At 62.2% G+C, this 21,327-nt stretch carries 21 protein-coding genes; 19 read left to right on the forward strand and 2 right to left on the reverse strand.

Annotated elements, in window-relative coordinates; genetic code table 11:
- Window positions 1-684 carry a response regulator gene (locus tag CCANI_RS01230; RefSeq protein WP_146324292.1) on the forward strand — a complete coding sequence of 228 codons (684 nt, stop codon included), beginning with the start codon at window positions 1-3 and terminating at the stop codon, window positions 682-684.
- Window positions 685-1,209: 525 nt separating this feature from the next.
- Here the strand turns inward: CCANI_RS01230 and CCANI_RS01235 are convergent.
- On the reverse strand, window positions 1,210-2,079 hold the full coding sequence (locus tag CCANI_RS01235; RefSeq protein WP_146324293.1) for a DUF3109 family protein: 870 nt from the start codon (window positions 2,077-2,079) through the stop codon (window positions 1,210-1,212).
- Window positions 2,080-2,113: 34 nt separating this feature from the next.
- Between CCANI_RS01235 and CCANI_RS01240 the strand changes: the two genes are divergently transcribed.
- From CCANI_RS01240 to CCANI_RS01260, 5 genes are all read left to right on the forward strand, one after another.
- Entirely contained in the window at window positions 2,114-3,043 is a 930-nt protein-coding gene (locus CCANI_RS01240; protein WP_146324294.1) for a Ppx/GppA family phosphatase, read from the forward strand.
- 5 nt (window positions 3,044-3,048) lie between these two features.
- Window positions 3,049-4,587, forward strand: coding sequence for an Rv0497 family membrane protein (locus tag CCANI_RS01245; protein WP_246118213.1), 1,539 nt, complete (start codon window positions 3,049-3,051; stop codon window positions 4,585-4,587).
- Window positions 4,588-4,640: 53 nt separating this feature from the next.
- Window positions 4,641-5,471, forward strand: coding sequence for a pyrroline-5-carboxylate reductase (proC, locus tag CCANI_RS01250; RefSeq protein ID WP_146324295.1), 831 nt, complete (start codon window positions 4,641-4,643; stop codon window positions 5,469-5,471).
- A gap of 273 nt (window positions 5,472-5,744) precedes the next feature.
- Entirely contained in the window at window positions 5,745-5,936 is a 192-nt protein-coding gene (locus CCANI_RS01255) for a helix-turn-helix domain-containing protein (RefSeq protein ID WP_027012585.1), read from the forward strand.
- A gap of 155 nt (window positions 5,937-6,091) precedes the next feature.
- On the forward strand, window positions 6,092-6,193 hold the full coding sequence (locus CCANI_RS01260; RefSeq protein ID WP_003402602.1) for a 30S ribosomal protein bS22: 102 nt from the start codon (window positions 6,092-6,094) through the stop codon (window positions 6,191-6,193).
- 35 nt (window positions 6,194-6,228) lie between these two features.
- Here the strand turns inward: CCANI_RS01260 and CCANI_RS01265 are convergent, their stop codons facing one another.
- Window positions 6,229-7,254 carry an HAD-IB family hydrolase gene (locus tag CCANI_RS01265; RefSeq protein ID WP_146324330.1) on the reverse strand — a complete coding sequence of 342 codons (1,026 nt, stop codon included), beginning with the start codon at window positions 7,252-7,254 and terminating at the stop codon, window positions 6,229-6,231.
- Between the two features lie 63 nt (window positions 7,255-7,317).
- On the opposite strand from CCANI_RS01265, the gene CCANI_RS01270 reads away from it, so the two are divergent.
- The 13 genes from CCANI_RS01270 (at window position 7,318) to CCANI_RS01330 (ending at window position 21,300) form a co-directional block, all read left to right on the forward strand.
- Entirely contained in the window at window positions 7,318-7,560 is a 243-nt protein-coding gene (locus CCANI_RS01270) for a glutaredoxin family protein (protein ID WP_146324296.1), read from the forward strand.
- 69 nt (window positions 7,561-7,629) lie between these two features.
- Window positions 7,630-8,901: a glutamyl-tRNA reductase gene (locus CCANI_RS01275; protein ID WP_146324297.1), complete on the forward strand. Its 1,272-nt coding sequence runs from the start codon at window positions 7,630-7,632 to the stop codon at window positions 8,899-8,901.
- Window positions 8,894-9,751 carry a hydroxymethylbilane synthase gene (hemC, locus tag CCANI_RS01280; protein ID WP_146324298.1) on the forward strand — a complete coding sequence of 286 codons (858 nt, stop codon included), beginning with the start codon at window positions 8,894-8,896 and terminating at the stop codon, window positions 9,749-9,751. Before CCANI_RS01275 ends, hemC begins: the two co-directional genes overlap by 8 nt.
- 150 nt (window positions 9,752-9,901) lie before the next feature.
- Window positions 9,902-11,560, forward strand: coding sequence for a bifunctional uroporphyrinogen-III C-methyltransferase/uroporphyrinogen-III synthase (locus tag CCANI_RS01285; protein WP_146324299.1), 1,659 nt, complete (start codon window positions 9,902-9,904; stop codon window positions 11,558-11,560).
- Window positions 11,561-12,535, forward strand: coding sequence for a porphobilinogen synthase (hemB, locus tag CCANI_RS01290; protein WP_146324300.1), 975 nt, complete (start codon window positions 11,561-11,563; stop codon window positions 12,533-12,535). It begins immediately after the preceding gene.
- Window positions 12,536-12,542: 7 nt separating this feature from the next.
- The gene (locus tag CCANI_RS01295) at window positions 12,543-13,043 is read left to right on the forward strand and encodes a hypothetical protein (RefSeq protein WP_146324301.1); all 501 of its coding nucleotides are present in this window, start codon (window positions 12,543-12,545) and stop codon (window positions 13,041-13,043) included.
- Entirely contained in the window at window positions 13,036-15,480 is a 2,445-nt protein-coding gene (locus CCANI_RS01300; protein WP_146324302.1) for a heavy metal translocating P-type ATPase, read from the forward strand. The genes CCANI_RS01295 and CCANI_RS01300 overlap by 8 nt, the downstream gene beginning before the upstream one ends.
- 98 nt (window positions 15,481-15,578) lie before the next feature.
- On the forward strand, window positions 15,579-16,643 hold the full coding sequence (hemE, locus tag CCANI_RS01305; RefSeq protein WP_146324303.1) for a uroporphyrinogen decarboxylase: 1,065 nt from the start codon (window positions 15,579-15,581) through the stop codon (window positions 16,641-16,643).
- A gap of 8 nt (window positions 16,644-16,651) precedes the next feature.
- Window positions 16,652-18,010: a protoporphyrinogen oxidase gene (locus CCANI_RS01310; RefSeq protein WP_146324304.1), complete on the forward strand. Its 1,359-nt coding sequence runs from the start codon at window positions 16,652-16,654 to the stop codon at window positions 18,008-18,010.
- A gap of 10 nt (window positions 18,011-18,020) precedes the next feature.
- Window positions 18,021-19,331 carry a glutamate-1-semialdehyde 2,1-aminomutase gene (gene hemL, locus CCANI_RS01315; RefSeq protein ID WP_186750230.1) on the forward strand — a complete coding sequence of 437 codons (1,311 nt, stop codon included), beginning with the start codon at window positions 18,021-18,023 and terminating at the stop codon, window positions 19,329-19,331.
- Window positions 19,332-19,943, forward strand: coding sequence for a histidine phosphatase family protein (locus CCANI_RS01320; RefSeq protein ID WP_146324306.1), 612 nt, complete (start codon window positions 19,332-19,334; stop codon window positions 19,941-19,943).
- The gene (locus CCANI_RS01325) at window positions 19,940-20,524 is read left to right on the forward strand and encodes a TlpA disulfide reductase family protein (protein ID WP_146324307.1); all 585 of its coding nucleotides are present in this window, start codon (window positions 19,940-19,942) and stop codon (window positions 20,522-20,524) included. Before CCANI_RS01320 ends, CCANI_RS01325 begins: the two co-directional genes overlap by 4 nt.
- A 50-nt stretch (window positions 20,525-20,574) precedes the next feature.
- On the forward strand, window positions 20,575-21,300 hold the full coding sequence (locus CCANI_RS01330) for a cytochrome c biogenesis CcdA family protein (protein ID WP_146324331.1): 726 nt from the start codon (window positions 20,575-20,577) through the stop codon (window positions 21,298-21,300).
- Window positions 21,301-21,327 lie beyond the last annotated feature (27 nt).

The following is a 21,327-nucleotide window of genomic DNA, read 5'->3' on the forward strand; positions in this document are numbered from 1 at the left end:
ATGACTCGAATTTTGCTTGTGGAAGATGAGGAATCCTTAGCGGAGCCGTTGGCTTTTCTGCTTGGCAAGGAAGGATTCGACGTCGTGTGGGCGGCGGACGGCGCACAAGCATTGGTGGAATTCGAGGCGCACGACATTGATATCGTCCTGCTTGATCTGATGCTGCCGGGCATGTCGGGCACGGAGGTGTGCAAACAGCTGCGAGCAATCTCAAGCGTGCCTGTGATTATGGTGACGGCGCGGGATTCGGAGATAGATAAGGTCGTCGGCCTAGAGCTCGGCGCAGACGACTATGTGACCAAGCCGTATTCTTCCCGGGAGCTTATCGCGCGCATCCGGGCGGTGCTCCGCCGAGGCGGGGATACCGAGGAGATCCCGGCGCAGAACGTGTTGGATGGCGGCCGCGTGCGCATGGATGTCGAACGACACACCGTAACCGTCGCGGGTACCCCCGTGAATTTACCCCTGAAAGAGTTCGATCTTCTGGAATACTTATTGCGGAACGCGGGCCGGGTGCTTACCCGTGGCCAGCTCATCGATCGCGTGTGGGGAGCGGACTACGTTGGCGACACCAAGACGCTGGATGTGCACGTGAAAAGGCTGCGTTCCAAGATCGAGGAGGAGCCCTCGCGTCCGCGACATTTGATTACTGTACGGGGACTTGGTTACAAATTTGAAGCCTAAGGTTCGGGCATTCTCTTAAGGTGTGCTCAGGGGCATTCTGTACACTAAAATCCCTGCACGACGGTTGTGCACGAGGCTTTTATAAACTCCTGAATGCAGTTGAAAACTTGCAGCGTATGCGGCGTTTATAGGGCGGATTCACGGGCCCTGGCAAGCTTCGTCGAGGGGATTTTGTAGAGCATTCTCTAGGTGTGATTTCCGGCGGTAACGGTGGGGGTCCGCCATTCTCATTTGGGGCTTGGCGCTGTCATGTCCACAGCTCAGGGCGTGTTTGCTGCACTCTTGCTATCTGTCCAGGGGTGGGGGTGGGTGTTCCACTATCTAATATTTTGTATAGCCTATTACTTCTACAGGTATCCGTTCTTTATCTCCATTGGATCGCGGCAAATATGAACGCCGTTTTGTTGTGTCACAATAGTGTAATTACAAGATCATGTAGCACGCGATCCATTTTAATAAATACACAATCGAGTCCCCAATATTTTGAGCGTCTCAATGATGCTTAGGGGGCAAATGGAGTCAACCTTATGGACGCTTGAGATTTGCCTGAGTGGCTGGATGGATACTTAAAATGCCGGGTTGATTTACCTCGGAACGGGCTTTGCAATGCGCCGCCAAGACTTCGTATGGGGCGTCCCCCATCAGGACCCGCAACTCGTGTTCATGCGATACCCAAACAGGGTCGGGGGCGTCGTGGCAAGTCGGTGCGGTGGTGCAATACCAATCGAAATCCTCGCCACCATTACCCCACCCGCGACGGTCATATTCGGTGATCGTGGTGCGTAGTATTTCCACCCCATCGGGGCGTTCTTCATAGGCCTCCAGGCGCCGCAAGGGGAGCTGCCAACACACCTCCGGTTTCACCACGGTAAGGTCCTCACCTGCGAAAACTCCCCATTGGTGGAGCGCGCAACCCGCGCCCGTCGGCCACCCTGGGCGGTTGGCAAAGATGCATGCGCCGTCGACAAGCGTCGTTTTTAATGCGGGCTCGGGGTTGCCGTCATCGTCGTCTAATTCGTCCCATTCCAGCCAGGGTTCGAGCACGTCCCAATCATTGACGTCGGCTGGACGGTGCTGCCAGAAACGTGCCGGCATACGGGACACGGCGTCGACAAGCTGCTCACGATCTTCCTCATCGCAAATAAATGCACCATGGATGCAGCAACCCACAGTATGATTAGAAGCGTCGATGCCTTGGCAAGTTGTGCCAAATCCACAACGCCAATGGGATTCTAACCATGTCAAATCACAAGAGAAAATATGTAATGGGTCCTCGGGATTGGTAAATTCAAACCAGTCCCGAGGAAAATCTGGCGCTAATTCGGCCCCAGATCGAATTGATGCAGCAGCAGGAGAGGTTGAAGGAAAACCAAGATTAATTGAGCGTTGATTCACACTTGGTAACGGTAGACCGTCTACCCTTAGTCGTGTGAGATTAGGTGTATTGGATGTGGGCAGTAACACGGTTCACTTGGTGGCTGTGGACGCCCGCCAAGGCGGGCACCCGACCCCGATGAGTGATTGGAAGACGAGCTTGCGGCTGGTTGAACACCTCGACGGCGACGGTGCCATTGATGAGAAAGGAAGGAAGAAGCTGATCAAGGCCGTAGCGGAAGCAAAGGATCTTGCCGAGACTCTCGGTTGTGGGGACCTTATGCCCTTTGCAACGTCTGCGATCCGCTCTGCTGCTAATAGTGAAGCGATCCTAGACTCGGTAGAAACAGACACCGGGATTCGCCTCGAGGTGCTCTCAGGCAAAGACGAAGCCCGGCTTACTTTCCTTGCGGTCCGCCGATGGTACGGCTGGTCCGCAGGCCGCATCACTAACCTCGATATTGGTGGTGGATCACTTGAGCTTTCCACAGGTGCAGATGAAGAACCTGATGCCGCATTCTCACTTGACCTCGGCGCGGGACGGCTTACCCACCAGTGGTTTGATACTGACCCGCCGGAACGAAAAAAGGTCAATATTCTCCGGGATTACATCGACGCTGAATTAGTAGAAGCGTCGCGTGCGATCCGAACCTGCGGTGTGAGCGATCTCGCCGTGGGTACTTCAAAGACTTTTCGTACATTAGCCAGGCTCACGGGTGCCGCACCGTCATCCGCCGGGCCGCGAGTTACCCGCACCCTTACCGCTCCGGGTTTGCGCCAGCTCATCGCTTTTATTTCCCGCATGACTGCCGCGGATCGTGCCGAGCTTGAGGGCGTGAGCGCTGACCGTTCCCACCAGATAGTCGCAGGTGCGCTGGTGGCGGAAGCAGCTATGCGGGCATTAGGTTTGGAACAACTACAAATTTGTCCTTGGGCATTGCGTGAAGGCGTTATCCTGCGCCGTATCGACAAGGGATTGGACTAGGAATCATGAGTGAAAAGCAACTCACCGTCGCTGAATTGATGGAGCGCGCCGCTAAAGAAGGGCGCGTTGAGGCTCCACGCCGCCGTCGCCGCAGCTTAGAAGAGGGTGGCGTCTCTGTTGCGGAGTTGACTGGCTCGATCCCTGTCGTCAAGGCGGTGCCGACAGATTCGCGTCACAGCGCCGAGCCTATCGACGCCCCGTTCCAGCCGAAGCGCGCACCTTCACCGCCGCAGGACGAAGAAACAGTAGTGAAGAAACCTGCGGAGCCGGAACCGGAACCCAGTGAGGTTGACGACGATACTCCGCCCTGGTTGGCGGAAAGCGTGGACGCCCCGAGCGGGAGTTTCACGGCGGTCGACCCGACCCCAGCCCCGACCCCGGCTCCAGCTCCTGCTCCGACCCCAGAGCCGGAACCCGAGGAGGAGGAAGACGATACCCCGCCGTGGTTGTTGGATTCCCACCCGCCGAGCAGCAGCTTTACCGCGGTAACCGCGGAAGAGGAGGAGGAAGAAGAGACTCCGCCATGGCTGACCGCCACGGAACCGGAACCCGAGGAGGAGCCGCTGCCGCCGTGGCTCACTCCGGCGAACGATATTGTTCCTTCCGCCGAGGAAGAGGAGGAAACCCCGCCGTGGCTTATCGCTGCGGAGGAAGAGGCTAAGAAGGAGCCGGAGGAGGTTCCGCCGTGGATCATTACGGAAGAGGAAGAAGAGGAGGAGGAGGTAACTCCGCCTTGGATGCTTCCGGAGGACCAAGAACCCGCTGAGGAAGACACCCCGCCGTGGCTGCAGCAGCACGAGGAGGAGCAGCAACAACAGCAGCAACAGCAACAGCAGCAGGCGGAGCCGGCGTCCACCCCGAGCACCGATAAGACCATGGTGATCAGTGTGGTCAACGAGAACGACCCCGTGCGGTTGACCACGGGCGCGTTCGAGGCGATCACGCCGGATCAGGCGCAGGCCGCTGCCGCAGCGGCGAGCCCTCAAACCCAGGAAACCACGCAGATGTCGGCGGTGCCGGATGCGGATGTGCCGGAGGACCACGGGGAGATTCAGCGTCCGGATATCGCCGCGGTGATCCCGATGGGCGGCCAGGCGCCGCGCACCGATCGTAGGAACGCCCGTACGAAGCCAACGCCGCAGGGTGGGCCTATCCCGGGGCCCGCGCCGTCGGCAACCGAAACCCAGGTGCAGCCGGTCGTGGATACGCCAATCCCGGACCCGCAGGGGAACACGCAGGCGCGGCCGCTGCCGGTGAAGCGTGACCCGAAGGAGAGCGAGAAGGAAGGCAAGGTTTCCTTCCTGGCGATCATTGGCATGACGCTGCTGGCGATCGTGGTCGGTGTGGCGCTCTTCCTAGGTTTTGAGATGCTGTGGCGCAGCTTCGCTAACTGGATCGTCGCATTGTTGGCGCTCGCCGTTACGGGTGGCATCGTGGGCGTGGTGCACGCCCTCCGCACGGAGCGTGATTTCCTGTCCATGGGTTTGGCGGGCCTGGCGGGCTTGGCCATGACCTTCGGCCCGATGGCGGTCGCGGGCCTGTAACTCCGGTGTGAAAGCCTGTGCGCTGCCGCGCGCAACATGGCATGGTATACACCATGACCAGAATTGCAGTGATTGGCGGCGGAAAGATCGGTGAGGCCCTGATTGCGGGGCTGATCGCGGGCGGCGAACCGCCGAAAGGCATCGCCGTGACCAACCCGGACCCGGCTCGCGGGCAGGAATTGGCGGCGGCCTACGGGGTCGTCGACTTTACCGATAACTCCCAGGCTGTCGATGGCGTCGATTACGTGTTCTTGTGCGTAAAGCCCAAGGACACCATTGCCGTGCTCGCGGAGATCGCGGACGTGGTGGATGAAAATGAGATCGACACCACCGTGATTTCCATGGCCGGCGGCATTACGCTGCGGGCGTTGGAGGACGCGGTGCCGGTGGGCACGCCGGTGATCCGGGTGATGCCGAATACGCCGATGCTGGTGGGCCAGGGCGTGAGCGCGGTGGCCCCGGGCCGTTTCGCCGGCGAAGAGAAGCTCGAACAGGTGCGTGAATTGCTGGCTAGTGTTGGCACCGTTGTGGTGGTGTCCGAATCGGAGATGGACGCCGTGACGGCGCTCTCCGGCTCCTCGCCCGCCTATGCGTTTTTGGTGGCGGAAGCCATGATCGACGCTGGGGTTTCCCTTGGCCTGAATCGCACAATGGCGCGAGAGCTCACCGTGGGCGCGTTATATGGCGCCGCCGCGATGCTGAAGGAGACGGACCGAGAGCCGTCGAGCCTGCGGGCGGATGTGTGTTCGCCTGGCGGCACCACCATCGCCGCGATCAGGAAGCTGGAGGAGTGCGGCCTACGTAAGGCGTTTTACGACGCCACGGAGGCGTGCGCGCGGCGCTCAAAGGAGCTCGGCCAGGATTCGCCCGCCGAAAAGAATTGATTGGTTTAGCTACTTTGTTTTGTCAGGTTTGCTAATCAATCCGCCCCGAAAGGGGCTAATACGCGGGGGAATCAAGTGAAGGTTGAGACTTTTGTGCAGAATTGGTGTAACCAGCGAGTTTGCTGTGAAGCATGGTGCACTTGATAACAAATGTGACGACGCTTGTCGCAATAGTCACAAGTTTCACGGTAGGCTGATTTCAGCACGCGCGTGACCAGTCATTCTGCAGGAGGGGAAGCCTGCAGCACGCGCTGGCTGAAGGGTTGAATGAATATGGCACATGAAGATAACGGAACGTTCCTCACCGTCGCTGAGGTCGCAGAGATTATGCGCGTATCCAAGATGACGGTGTATCGCCTCGTTCACTCCGGTGAGCTGCCCGCGGTACGCGTGGGACGTTCGTTCCGAGTACATGAGAACGCGGTCAATGAGTATCTAGACTCTTCTTACTACAACGTGGGTTGATTACGGGCCCCTTTTGTTTCACAGTGGCACCAAACTGTAAGATTGTGGGCATTCGTGTCAGCGCCGAGGGGCGTCAGCCCACCCGAGAGTGCACTTTGGCGTTCGCTGGCAGGTCAGTACGTACATCACCGATTGTTTAAGTGAGGGACAACCTTATGGGTTCTGTCATCAAAAAGCGCCGCAAGCGCATGTCAAAGAAAAAGCACCGGAAGCTGCTCCGTCGCACCCGCGTTCAGCGTCGGAAACTCGGTAAATAAAAATTATCGCCCTAGGAAGTTCCCAGGGCGAGTTTTTATTTTCGACGCCCCCGCCCCCGCCACCGCCGATAGCTCAGCGACGCGGCCACCAATGTGGGCAGGCCATATGTGCGAATCGCTTTGCGGATATTGCGGTAGTCCTGAATATGCCAGCCGCGGCGGGTAGCCTCCCGGCGCAATTTAGAATCCGGATTGATTGCAACGGCTGTTCCAACCATGGTCAGCATCGGGATGTCATTGATCGAGTCCGAATACGCCGTGCAGCGGGAGAGGTCGAGGCCCTCGACCGCCGCCAACGCGGCCACCGCGTGGCGTTTGCCGGGGCCGTGCAGGATATCCCCAACGAGGCGGCCGGTAAACACGCCGTCCTTGGCCTCCGCGACCGTTCCCAACGCGCCGGTAAAGCCGAGCTTGCGGGCGAGGATCTGGGCGAGCTGCACCGGGGTGGCGGTGACCAGCCACACCTGTTCGCCTTCCGCAAGGTGCATTTCCGCCAGTTTGCGGGTCCCTGGCCAGATCTTTTCCACCATCCGGTCGTCCACGATCTCTTCGCACAAAGTGACTAATTCATCCACGGAGCGCCCCTGGATAAACTCCAGGGCCTGCTGGCGGCCGTGCGCCACATCGTGGGCGTTTTCGGTGCCGGTAATGCGGAATTTGAATTGTTTCCAGGCCATGGGGATCACCTCGCTGGCCTTGAAGTAGCGGCGTCGCGCCAGGCCCATCATAAAGACGATGATGGAGGCCCCTTGGATCAAGGTGTTGTCCACGTCGAAGAAGGCGGCGGCTTCCACCCGTTCGCCATTGTGTACGGGTGGGCCCCCGGCAGCCTCCTCGGAGCCGGAAACTGTTTCTATCCCGGCGGCGAATTCATCCACGTCCAATCCGAACGCCTCTGCGACTGCTGCGAGGCCCGCTGTGCGCTGTTCGGCATCGCCCACAGGGGGAAGGGCATGTTCCTCTAGAAAACGCCGGAGATTGCCGCGAGAGGCGCTGAGGCTTGCCAGGTAATCCTCAGGTGCGGGCTCGAAACCGGGGGTTGTCACGTAGGTGTTCCTCATGCAGCTGGAGTGGGTATCGTCTCCAATCGTAGGCAAGTCCCGTCATTGTAAGGAAAACACACTATGCCCCAACCCCATTCGGTGCAGCTCTTGGTACGAAAATCCTGTGGTTCGTGTGTGCGAGTCCGGGCCGAAATCGAGGGTCCGGTGGTCGCCACTGGTGCTAGGTTTAGCGTGTTGGACGTGGATAGTGATCGCGCCCTAGCATTAGAGTTCGGCGATAGGGTCCCCGTGGTGTTGCTCGACGATGAAGAATTCGCATGTTGGGAAGTCGATCTAGAAGACTTAGTGCAGGCTTTGTTGTAACCCGGCTCACGGCAGGATACGGTTGTAAATCATCCTTTTGGATGATTTACATGTTACGAAAGGTGGCCTATGAGCGTGCTTGTGGTCGGGATGTCTTACCGATCAGCACCTGTGGCTGTTCTTGAACAGGTCAGCATGGACAATGATGCGCGGGCGCAGACCGCCATCAATCTGGTAGCGTGCCCTTCGCTCTCCGAGGCAATGATAGTTTCCACCTGCAATCGGATCGAAATATACGCGGTGACCACGAGTTTTAACACCGGGGTAAACGAGGTTGTTGAGGTGCTGCACCGCGCCAGCGACGTGGATATCGACGTCCTTCGTAGCCACCTCTACGTGCGCTACGCCGATGCTGCGGCGGAGCATATGCTGGTGGTCGCCTCCGGGCTGGACTCGATGGTGGTGGGGGAACAGCAGATCATTGGTCAGGTTCGCCTCGCCTACCAGCAGGCGTGCGAGCACGGCACCGCCGGGCCGTTTTTGCATTCCCTGGCGCAATGCGCGCTGCACACCGGCAAGCGGGTGCATACCGAAACCGATATCGATGATGCCGGGGCCTCCATGGTTTCCTTCGCTTTCGATGAAGCGGTAGGCGACCAGAATCTGCGGGGCAAGGTCGCGATGGTGATCGGTGCGGGGGTGATGGCGTCGTTGGCGGCCACGCACCTGGGCCGGCTGGGCGTCGCCAAGCTCGTCCTTGCCAATCGAACGCGCAGTCGAGCGGAAATCTTGGCCGAGCACTCGCGTGAGGCGAACGTACCTGCGGAGGTGGTCGACTATGAGCGGCGGGTGGAGGCGCTGCCCTCGGTGGACCTCGTGGTGTCCGCGACCGGTGCAGATATTTTCACGGTGACCAGGGAGGATATCCCCGCTGGGCACCCGCTCACGCTGATCGATTTGTCCATGCCGCGTGACATTGAAGACGAGGTGGGCGAGCTGCCCGGCATCAACCTCGTGAATATTGAACGTTTACATCGCGCTCGGAAGGAAGCGACCATGCATGTGGATGCCCTGGACATCGTGGCTGAGGAACTCAATGCGTACACCTCGGCGCAGCGGGTGCGTGACGTGGTGCCCGCGGTGGCGGCGCTGCGGAGGCAGGCGTCCGAATTGATCGATGTGGAGTTGGAACGCCTCACCCAACGTACCCCCATGATGGGGGACGATGAGCGGGCGGAGGTGACGCGGACGGTGCGCCGCGTCGTCGATAAGCTGTTGCATACGCCGACGGTGAAGGTGAAGGAATTGGCGGCGCGTTCCGGCACTGTGTCCTATGAATCGGCGCTGCAGGAGCTGTTCGGTTTGGACACGGAACTGGGGACGAGGAAGACACATGCTTAGGATCGGCACGCGCGGCAGTCAGCTGGCCACCACGCAGGCGGGGCATATCCGCGATGCGCTGCGGGAGCGCGGTGTGGAATGCGAACTGACTATCGTATCCACGCCGGGCGATAGGTCCCAGGCCCCCGTGGAACGCATCGGCGTCGGGGTGTTTACCCAGGAGCTGCGGGAGGCGATGGCGCGCGGCGAATGCGATATCGCCGTGCATTCGCTCAAGGACCTGCCCACCGCGCCCGACCAGCGTTTTCGGCTGGTGGTGCCGAAGCGAGCGGACGTGCGGGAGGCGCTGATCGCGCGCGCCGGAATGACCTTGGCTGAGCTGCCGGAGGGCGCCACGGTGGGCACCTCCGCACCCCGCCGCATTTCGCAACTACGTGCGATACGGCCGGACCTGGATATTCGGCCGCTGCGGGGGAATATCGATTCCCGCATGGCGCGGGTGGGCGCGGACCTCGATGCGGTGGTCCTGGCCGCGGCGGGGCTGCAGCGCATCGGCGTGCTCGACCGCGCCACCGAACTATTTGATCCGCATCGTTTTCTGCCGGCGCCGGCGCAGGGCGCGCTCGCCGTGGAGGCCCGGCCGGAGGTCGCGGATGTGATTGCGCCATTGGCATGCCGGCAGGCGACGTGGGAGACTACAGTGGAACGCCGCGTGCTGCGGAGCCTGGAGGCGGGTTGCACGGCACCCGTTGCCGCCTACGCCTCCGGAAATACGGTCACTGCCGGGGTGTTTGCCTTGGATGGCTCGCGGCAATTGGTGGATTCATTCACTGGTGAGGATCCCGTCGCGTTAGGTAACCAAGCGGCGGCGATGTTGCTGCAGCGAGGTGCTGCTGAGCTGTTGCGTTAGATGTGCATTCGCTAACGCCGCGCTGATGTTTTATCGTTGACGTACCACATGGCATGCGCCCACCTTGCGAAGAGGTCCACTTAAGGTTTCCGCAACTGGGCGCGCGTGTGCGTTTACGCAGGTGTTGGTCTCCTTAAAGAAATGAACTGTATGAGTTACGTCCCCTCGTCGGCAGGCACTGTCATTTTTGTAGGTGCCGGACCGGGCAACCCGGATTTGTTGACGGTCCGCGCCCGCGACGTGCTGGGCACTACTGCGGTTGCCTATGCGGACCCCCAGGTACTTCCCAGCATTCGAAGAATTATCGCAAGTGAGCTCGAAGTCCCGGTAGAACGCCTCCGTGCCGCCGAGGCCGAATACGAAGCTATGTGCGAGCGGGCCCGGGAGGCCGGGGCGCGCCGCAAACCACCACGCCCGGAAGCGCCCACCGCGGCCGAGATTCACGACGTCGCCCCCGATACCGCCCCCGATGACGTCGCCGCCGCGCTGGCCGCCGAGGTAAACCAGGGCCATGATGTGATTCGGCTGGTGGCGGGCAATCCGCTGAACAATGAGCGTATTTTGCGCGAAATCAATGCCGTGGGCGAGGCGGGGTTGGAATTTCAGGTGGTGCCCGGCATGTCCGTGCCCGCCACCGTGCCCGCCTTTGCCGGCATCGCCCTGGGATCTACCTATACCGAGACCCGGGTGACGCAGGATCTTGATTGGGATCAATTGGCCACCGCGCCGCAGCCCATTGTGTTGCAGGCCGTTGCGGAGGATCTGCAAACCATCGCCACCGAGCTGAAGGCGCGGGGTTTGGCCAGCAGCCTGCCGGTTTCGGTGACGGTGAACGGCACCACGCGGCTGCAGCGCACGTACGACACCACGCTGGGCACCCTCGGCAAGCTCAATGGCGATATGCCGGGCACGCTGGTGGTTACGCTGGGCAAGGGCGTGGATGATCGCACCAAGTATTCCTGGTGGGAAAACCGCGCCCTGTATGGCTGGCGGGTATTGGTGCCGCGGGCGAAGGACCAGGCGGGGCCGATGAGCACCCGCTTGGCGTCCCATGGCGCGATCCCGCAGGAGGTGCCCACGATTTCCGTGGAGCCGCCGCGCAATCCGGCGCAAATGGAACGCGCGGTCAAAGGCATCGTGGAGGGGCGCTACCAGTGGGTGGCGCTCACCAGTGCGAATGCCGTGAATGCGTTGTGGGAGAAAATCACGGAGTTCGGCCTGGATGCGCGCGCGTTCGCGGGGGTGCGCATCGCGGCGGTGGGGGAGAAGACCGCTGCGGCGATCCGCGAGCTGGGCATTACGCCCGAGCTGTTGCCGGACCGCAACCAGCAGAACGCGCGCGGACTGGTCGCGGTGTTCCCCGAGTTTGATCCCGAGCTGGATCCGGTGAGCCGCGTGCTGTTGCCGCGCGCGGATATCGCCACCGATGTGCTGGTGGAGGGCCTGACGGAGCTGGGCTGGGAGGTCGATGATGTTACCGCCTACCGCACCGTGCGCGCCGCCCCGCCGAGCGCTGAGGTGCGCGACATGATTAAGTCCGGCGGTTTCGACGCGGTGTGTTTTACCTCCGCATCTACGGTAAAAAACTTGGTTGGTATTGCGGGGAAACCGCACCAGCGTACGATCATTGCTTGTATCGGTCCGATGGCCGCCGCCGCTGCGCGTGAAGCGGGGTTGCGCGTTGATGTACAACCGGAGGTGGCCAGTGTCCCCGCGCTTGTCGACGCCCTCGCGGCCCACGTAGCCAGCCTGCGTGCCGCCGGTCAGCTGCCGCCGCCGCGAAAGAAGCGTCGGAAAAGGAGTAGTTAAATGATTCGTCGTCCCCGCCGCCTGCGCAACTATCAGGCGATGCGCGAACTGGTTGCCGAAACGAGCCTGCGGCCCACGGACCTGATCCTGCCGATGTTCGTGGCGGAGGGAATCACAAGGCCCCGCGAGATTCCGTCAATGCCGGGCGTGTACCAACACAATTTCGATTCGCTGAAGCGCGTTGCGTACGAGGCATTGGATGCGGGCATTCGCTGCGTGGACCTGTTTGGGGTGCCACGGGTCAAGGATGCGATTGGCTCCGGCGCGTGGGATGAAAAAGGCATTTTGAATCGGGGCATCGCCGTGCTGCGTGAGGAGTTCGGCAACGATCTTATGGTGATGGCGGATACCTGCCTCGATGAATTTACCGATCATGGGCATTGCGGCGTGCTGGAGACCGATAATTTTGGCACCAGCGTCGTGGCCAATGACGCCACCTTAAAGCACTATCAGCAGATGGCGGTTGCGCAGGCACAGGCCGGGGCGCATATCGTGAGCCCGTCGGGCATGATGGACGGCCAAGTGTTGGCCATTCGAAATGCATTGGATACCGCAGGTTTCACCGAAGTGGCTATTATGGCGTATTCAGCGAAGTATGCGTCCGCGTTTTTCGGGCCCTTCCGCGATGCCGTGGGTTCGTCCCTTACCGGGGATCGCCGCACCTACCAGCAGGATCCGGCGAACTTTAAGGAATCCTTGTTAGAGGTGGACCTGGACATCGAAGAGGGCGCGGACTTTGTCATGGTGAAACCAGCCATGCCGTACCTGGATGTGTTGTCGGCGGTGGCCCAACGGGTCACTGTGCCGGTGGCCGCCTATCAGGTGTCCGGCGAGTACGCCATGATCGAGGCCGCGGGCCGCAACGGTTGGATTGATCGCGATGCCGCGATGATGGAATCCGTCCTCGGCATTAAACGCGCCGGTGCGGATCAGATCCTCACATATTTCGCTACTGATATTGCCCGCAAACTTTAGGGGAGACATGGCTTCCGAAAAACCCGAATCTATTCTTTTGGCGTCACACCTGTGGCTGTGGGTAGTTGGGTTGGAGGTAGTTCATCAGATCCTCAATGTGATCATGGGGATCCTCGCCCCCGAACAATTGATCCAACAGCTCAAGGAGCAACCCACCGGCCAGCAACCGCCGCTGGCGGATAGCACCATCAATACGCTGGTGTATGCCGTGATCGTGGCCGTCGGCTTGTTCGGCGTGGCTATCATGTGCGTGGTGCTGTGGATGGCATTGGTGCTGAGCCGGGGCGGCACCCTAGCGGCGTTCGCCCGCCGCACCCTGCTGTTCTTCGGCGTGTATTTGGGGGTGCGGTTATTGTTTGTGTTCGTGCCCAATACCAGCACTGTTCCGGTGGCGTGGATCATTGTGGATGGGTGCGTGCAAATCGCCGTCGGTGTCTTGGCTGTTCTTGCGGTATACCTGATTACACGAAAGGAATCCCTTCACTGGACTGGGGAAAACCATGGTTGATACCCAAGAGCTTCGTGATTCCGCACGCCGCACGGAGCTTGCCATCCAAGAGGCCAAAGCCGCCGCCATCCGCGCGGGCCTCGATGGCACCTATGTCAGCCCCAAAGGCCCCCTGACCACCTTCGCCCTCGAGCTGGAGGGCTTGGAATCCGTCCTCCACGTGCGGGAGGTGGAGAAGGCCCTCAAGGAGATCGAGGGCATCCAGGTCTCCATTATTTACCCTTCTAAAACCGCCTGGATTTCCGCCCCGGATTCGTTGCAGCCCGGGGAGATCATTGCGGTGTTGGCGGAGCATGGGGTGCGGGCGGAGCTTACGCAGTCCTCCCTGCATCGCCGCGTGCAGCGCCTTGAGGTGCGCAGACACCAGCCGCATCGGTATATCGAAGAGGAGCGGGCGGAGGAGCACCGGCACACCCGCGAGGATGATACCGAGGTGCTGTTTACCGCCCGCAGTTTGATTACGCGCACGCGCCTGATTGTCAGCATGGCGTTGTCGCTGCCGGTGCTCCTCATGAGCTTTTTCGCTGGCCTGCAATTCGATTATTGGCAGTGGGTGTGCTTGTTTTTGGCCACGCCGGTGGTTACGTGGGGCGCGTGGCCGTTCCACCGCGCGACGGCCGCCGGGTTGCGCCGGGGGTTGTCCGCCCTGGATTCGGCGAGTTCCGTGGCCATTACCGCGTCCTATGTGTGGTCGGCGATTATGTTGGTGTGGACGCCGGCCGGGAATATTGGGTACCACGCCACCAGCCAGTGGTTTGCCACCGACAATAACCCGATCGCCGATGGGGAGATATTTTTCGACGTCGCGTGCGGCATCACCGTGCTGCTGTTGTTGGGCCGCGTGCTGGGTCGCCGTACCCGCGCGAGTCTTCTCGACGCCACGAAGCTCGGCCACCTCGGCGATGTCACCGTGGTGCGCAAGGACCCGCGCACGGGGAAGCCGAAAAAGAAGACCATTCCGGTGCAGGAGATCCGTGTCGGCGATGACATTATCGTGCCCACCAATGGCGTGATCCCTTCCGATGGTCAGGTGGTTGGTGGTGCCGCGGAGGTGCAGAGCGGCATTATCGGCAGTGGTATTTCCGCGGTGAAGGTGAATTCCCAGGTGTATGCCGGCTCGATCAATCGGGGTGGGCCGTTGAAGATACGCGTGCAGCGCACCGGTTCGCGGACCCGGCACGCGGCGATCCGGCGGTGGGTTTTGGAGTCTTCCCGGTACCAGAATCGGTCCGCGCAATTGGCCACCCGCAGCGCTTCGCTTTTAGTGCCGTGGGCGCTCACGGCGGCGTGCACGAATTTTGGCCTGTGGTGGCTGATCGGCGGCAATCTGAGCGCCGCCTTTGCCACCTCCTTGGCGATATTGGCGTGCGTGGCACCGGTGGCGCTGGCGCTTTCCACGCCGTTGGCCATGCGTTTGGGCTTGGAGTCGGCGGCGCGCCAGGGGATCCTGATCCGCAGCATGGAAAAGCTGCGGGAGATCGACGGCGTGACCACGATCATTTTTAACCGCATAGGGACGCTCTCGCAGGGCGAAATGAAGGTGGAGACCGTCACCGCGGCGGTGGGGGAGAACCCCGAGCTGGTGGTGCGCGTGGCGGGGGCCTTGGCGATCGAAAGCGATCACCCGTCTTCGCGGGCCTTGGTGCGGGCGGCGCGGGAGGCGCGCGATGCGGGCACCGGCGGCGATATTCCGCATTGGATCGAGGTCACCCACCTCACCATGACGGAGGACGGCAATTTCAGCGGCATGGTGGAGATACCGGCGGGCGATGAGCTGCGCACCTGCACCGCGACGCTGTGGCGGCCCCGCGAGCTTTCGGACCTCAATGGCAGGCTGGCCAATGCGGCGGTATCCGGCGGCACGCCGCTGGTGGTGAGCTGGCGCGGCAAGCCCCGCGGCGTGATCACGCTGCTGGATAAGGTCAAGGACGATGCGGTGGAGGCCGTCGCGGAGCTTGAAAGCATGGGCGTGGATACGGTGATGCTTACGCGCGACACTTACCCGGTGGCGCGTCGCTTCGCGGATAACCTCGGGATTTCGAACGTGCTGGCGGGGATCGGTCCGACGCGGAAAGAGGCCACGGTGCGGAGCGTGCACGCGCACGGCGCGACGGTGGCGCTGATCGGCGACGCCTCAGTGCTATCCAGCCTGCGGGTGGCGGATGTCGGCGTGCTGGTGGGCGCGGACACGCTGGATTTCCCGGAGGCGGACGTGGTGCTGCTGCGCGATGATGTGATGGCGGTGGTGGATATGCTCACCATTTCCCGGAAGGTCTCGGCCCTAGCGGACCAAAACATCGTGCTCTCCTGGGTGTACAACGTGGTGGCTATGGTGCTTTCCGCGGCGGGCCTGGTGCACCCCATGGCGGCGACCATTATGATGATCGGTTCCTCCCTATTGATCGAATACCGTTCCAATCGCGCGGGACACTTCTAGGGGTACAACTTTAGTTTGAGCTGGTCATCCGACCAAAGTTGGTTATTAAGGGTTCGCTTCCTTTGCCGAGCCTTAGAAAATGCGGCATGATTTACCGCATGACCAGCGCATCTCATTCTCGCCGCCAATTGACCGACGCCCCGCTGCTCGAGGCCGCAGCCGGGCGTACCCCGTCTCGCACGCCAGTGTGGTTTATGCGCCAGGCGGGAAGGTCGCTGCCCGAATATCGGAGGGTGCGCGAGGGTATCGCCATGCTCGATTCCTGCTTGCTGCCGGAGCTGGTCGCGGAGATCACCATGCAGCCGGTGCGCCGCCACGACGTGGACGCCGCGATCCTGTTTTCGGATATCGTGGTGCCGCTCAAGGTCGCCGGGGTCGACGTGGATATCGTCGCCGGACGCGGACCGGTGGTGCAACAGCCAATCAGGAGCCGCGCGGACGTCGATAAGCTGCCAATCTTGGACGCAGAGGTGACTGAGGTGGCCGCGGCGATCGGCGCTATTTTGGGGGAACTCACCGACACCCAAGCCCTGATCGGCTTCGCGGGCGCGCCGTTTACGCTGGCCAGCTACCTGGTGGAGGGCGGCCCCAGCAAAAACCACGAGGTGACCAAGGCAATGATGCACGCGGATCCGCAGGCGTGGCACGCGCTGATGGCCCGCCTCGTGCCCACGATTACCAGCTTCCTGCGCACCCAGATCGACGCCGGCATTGACGCCCTGCAATTGTTCGATTCCTGGGTGGGTTTTTTGAGCGAGCGCGACTACCGCGAGTTTGTATTGCCGTATTCCACGGAAATCATGGCACAGGTAGCGGACGTGCCGCGCATCCATTTCGGGGTGGGCACCGGCGAGTTACTCGGGGCGATGAGCGAGGCGGGTTCCGAGGTTATGGGGGTGGATTGGCGGGTACCCCTGGATTCGGCGGCGGCGCGCATCGCGCAGCGTTCCGGGGCGAAAGCCCTGCAAGGAAACCTCGACCCGGCGGTATTGTTTGCGGGCAATGCCGTCGTGGAGCGGGAGGTGGCCCGTATCAAGGAGGAGGCCGCACGCGCGATTGCTGCCGGGACCGCAACGGGGCATATCTTTAATTTGGGCCACGGTGTTCTTCCACATACTGACCCGCAGGCTATTACGGACGCTGTGTCCATCATTCATTCTTAGGAGAGACCATGCGATATGCGATCATCGGCGCGGGATTGGCGGGGCTCACTGCCGCGTACGAGATTCGTACGCTTGACCCGCAAGCCACCATCGACGTGTTCGAGGCCACCGACCGGATCGGCGGCAAGCTGCGCACCGTGGCGTTTCAGGACGGGCCGACGGACATGGGCGCAGAGGCGTTCCTGGCGTACCGCAAAGACGCCGTGGATTTCTTTACCGAGCTGGGGTTGGGCGAGCGCATCGCAAGCCCTTCGGGGTTGACTTCCCTGATCTATGCGCAGGGCAAGCTTCACCCCATGCCGCTTGCCACCATGATGGGCGTGCCCGCCGAATCCGCAGCCCTCGGCGACCTGATCAGCGAAGACACCAAGGCGCGTATCGACGCCGAGCCCACCGCCGACCCCATTGAGTGGCACGTCGGCGGCGACGTAAGCCTGGGCAAATTGGTGACCGAACGCTATGGCCGCGAGGTGACCGACCGCCTGGTGTCCGCGCTGCTCGGGGGCGTGTACTCCTGTTGGGCCGATGATCTGGGCATTCGCGCCACCATCCCGCAGCTGGCGGAATCCCTCGATGCCTTGGCCGAGGCGGGGGAGCCCGTGACCCTGTCCGCGGCGGTGCGGCGCCTGCTCGCGGCGCGCCCGAAGCCCACCGGCAAGGCGGTATTCGGGGCGTTCCAAGGCGGGTACGCGGAATTGTATGAGACGCTGGCGGAAAAATCCGGGGCGGATATTCATATCGATGCCTTTGTCGCCTCCCTGCGAAGCTACCTCAAGGATTACGATCGCGTGCTTGTGTGCACGCCCGCCCCGACGGCGGCGGTGCTGCTCAAGGATGTGTCCCCCCAGGCCGCGGCGGCGGCGAAGCGGGTAGACCTGGCCAGCTCCATCGTGGTGGGCATGAAATTCGATTCGAGCGAATCGCTGCCGGAGAATTCCGGCGTGCTGGTCGCCGCGGATACCGAAAACGTGCGGGCCAAGGCCTTTACCTTCTCCTCCCGCAAGTGGCCGCACCTGGGGGCGCGCGGCGGGGCGCTGGTGCGCGTTTCCTTTGGCCGGTACGGGGATTCCTCCATGCTGCAGGTCGATGAGGACACCCTGGTGGATACCGCCCTCGACGATTTGTTCACCGTGACGGGCTTTGATGGGCGCGCGGCCGGGCTGTCCGAGATTTACGTGCAGCCGTGGTACGGCGGGTTGCCGCGCTACGACGAGGAGCACGGCGACGTGGTTACGCAAGTACGTGCGGCCATCGCGGAGGTTCCAAACGTTGAGGTTGCGGGCGCCTGGCTCGATGGGGTCGGCGTGCCCCATGTGATCGCCGGGGCGCGCGCCGCCGCCCGCCGACTCTGTGCACCCGAAACCTAGAATGAGACCCATGACTGCTTATCCCACCTCCGCACACACCCAACGATCCGCCGAATTGTTCGCCCGAGGCCGGGCCGTCACCCCGGGCGGTGTGAACTCCCCGGTGCGGGCGTTCGGCTCGGTAGGCGGCCAGGCCCGCGTTATCGCAAACGCCAAGGGCAGCCGGCTCATCGACGTGGACGGCAACGAATACGTGGACCTATTCTGCTCCTGGGGGCCGATGCTGATGGGCAATGCGCACCCCGAGATCGTGGCGGCGGTGCAACAGGCGGCCACCCGCGGGCTTTCCTACGGCGCCCCCACCGAGGCCGAGGTGGAGCTCGCCGAATTGGTGGTGCAGCGCACCAGCGTGGAAGAGGTGCGGCTGGTGAACTCCGGCACCGAGGCCACCATGTCCGCGGTGCGCTTGGCGCGCGGATTCACCGGGCGGCCGAAGATCCTGAAATTCGCGGGCTGCTACCACGGGCATGTGGATTCTCTGCTGGTCAGCGCCGGATCCGGGGTGGCCACCTATTCCTTGCCGGATTCGCCGGGCATTACGGGCGCGACCGCGCAGGACACCATCGTGGTGGAATACAACGACCTGGCGGCGGTCCGAGCGGCATTCGCCGAGCACCCCGATGCCATCGCCGCGATCATCACCGAGGCGGCCGCCGGCAATATGGGCACCGTGGCCCCCGCGCCGGGTTTCAACGCCGCGCTCAAGGAGATCGCGCACGCCAACGGCGCGCTGCTGATCATCGACGAGGTAATGACCGGATTCCGCACCTCGCTCAACGGTTGGTACGGCATCGATGGGGTGGCCGGGGACATCACCACCTTTGGCAAGGTCATTTCCGGTGGCCTGCCCGCGGCCGCGTTCGGTGGCCGCCGAGACATTATGGAACACCTCGCTCCGCAGGGGCCGGTGTACCAGGCGGGGACGCTTTCCGGGAATCCGGTGGCGGTGGCGGCAGGGTTGGCGTCGTTGCGCTTGGCCACGGAGGACGTGTACGCGGCCGTCGATAAGCATGCGGATACGCTGTCGCGGCTGGTGAGCGAGGCGTTAAGCGCGGCGGGCGTGGCGCACCACATCCAGCGGGCCTCGAACATGCTGTCGGTGCGTTTCGCGGAGGGCGAGGGCCGCAATTTCGCGGACATGCAGGCGGCGGAGACCTTCCGATTTGCCCCATTCTTCCACTCGTTGTTGGATAACGGTGTGTTCGTTTCCCCCTCGGTGTTCGAAACTTGGTTCGTGTCGAGCGCACTGACCGACGATGACTTTGAGCGCATCGAAGCCGCGCTGGTCCCCGCCGCCCAAGCCGCCGCAAAGGAGCAGTAGATGCCCCGTACGATCGTTCATTTGGTGCGCCACGGCGAGGTATATAACCCCGAAAAAATCCTCTACGGGCGCATCCCCGGCTACCACCTTTCCGCGCGTGGACGCGCCCAAGCTGCGGAAACGGCGCGCAGCTTCGCGGGCCACGATGTGACGTACCTGGCGTGCTCGCCCCTGCAACGCACCCAGGAAACCGCCGAACCTTTCAGCGAGGTGACCGGGTTGGACGTGCAGCTGGACGAAGACCTCCTCGAAGCCGGAAACCAGTTCGAGGGGCTGCGGGTGCGGGGGCTGCGCTCCCAATTGTGGAACCCCAAATACTGGCCGCTTATGCGCAATCCCGCCGCGCCGAGCTGGGGCGAATCCTACCTGGATATCCAACGCCGCGTCATGGTGGCGGTCAAGCGCGCGCGGCTGTACGCGGAAGGGCACGAGGCGATCCTGGTCACCCATCAATTGCCCATCGTGTGCGTGCAACGTTTCGTGCGCGGGCAACCGCTGGCGCACAATCCGGCGGCGCGGCAATGTGACCTGGCGAGCGTGACATCCGTGGTGTTTCGCGGCACGGAAATAGATCAGCTGATCTATTCTGAACCCGCGCGGAGGTTGATATGAGAGTCGCAGCAATGATCGCGGCGCTGGCCATCACCCTGGCGGGGTGCAGCGCCGACCAAACCGCAGGCCAGGACGCGGTGGCAATCGGTGGCACCTGGACGTTCGTTTCGCCCGGCGGCAAGACCGAGATCATGTATCCGGTGGAAGAGCGCAAACCCATCGCCCAATTCTCCGGCGAAAGCCTGGCCGAGCCGGAGAAAACCATCAAGCTGGAGGATTTCGCGGGCAAGGTCGTGGTGATCAATGCCTGGGGCCAGTGGTGTGCGCCCTGCCGCAGCGAATCCGATGACCTGCAGGAGGTGCACGAGGCCCTCGGCGAAGACGGCACCGTCCTGGGAATTAATGTTCGAGATTTTAATGCCGACGCCGCGCGGGACTTCTTGGCCGACAATGGCTTGACCTATCCGAGCATTTACGATCCCCCGTTTAAAACCGCCGCGGCCATGGGCGGCGTGCCCGCCTCGGTGATCCCCACCACCATCGTGCTGGATAAGCAGCACCGGCCCGCCGCCGTGTTCTTGCGGGAGGTTACCGCCAAGGACCTGCTCGAAGTGACCAAACCATTGGTGGAGGAAACCTAGTGGCGGAGTACCTCGCCAACCTGGCAAGCAGTGGCCCAGTGCTCCTGGGGATGCTCGCGGCCCTGCTCGCCGGCGTGGTGTCCTTTGCCAGCCCCTGCGTGATCCCCCTGGTGCCCGGGTATCTTTCCTACCTGGCCAGCGTGGTCGGCGCCAGCGTGGAATTCGAAGGCGAACACATGCGCGTGACCAAGAAACGCCGCGTGGTGGGTGCCGCGCTGCTTTTTGTCGCCGGGTTTACCGTCGTGTTCGTGCTGGCCACCGCGACCGTGTTCGGGGCAATTAGCGCGCTCACCCTGAATGCGGAAACGCTGCAGCGGGTGGGCGGCGTGATCACCATCATCATGGGCGTGGTGTTCCTCGGGGCGATACCCTGGCTGCAAACCGAACGCAGATTCCACCCCAAGCTGGTGACCACGTGGCTCGGCGCGCCGCTGCTCGGCGGCGTGTTCGCCCTCGGCTGGACGCCGTGCCTGGGCCCGACGCTCGCGGCGATCATTTCCATTTCGGCGGGCACGGAAGGCACCACCGCCGCGCGTGGCGTGGCATTGATCGTGGCCTATTGTTTGGGCCTGGGGATTCCATTTGTGGTGGCCGCCGTGGGTTCGGCGGGTGCGATGTCTACGGTGGGTTGGTTAAGCCGCCACTCCCGCCTATTACAACAAATCGGGGGTGTCGCACTTATGATCGTTGGGGTTGCGTTGGTCACGGGACAATGGGCCGTGTTTATCTCGTGGATCCGCCAATGGACCATCAGTTACGGCGCCACACCGATTTAGGAGGAGACCGTGCAGTATATTCTTCGC

The sequence above is a fragment of the Corynebacterium canis genome (genome assembly GCF_030408595.1).
Lineage (GTDB): Bacteria > Actinomycetota > Actinomycetes > Mycobacteriales > Mycobacteriaceae > Corynebacterium > Corynebacterium canis.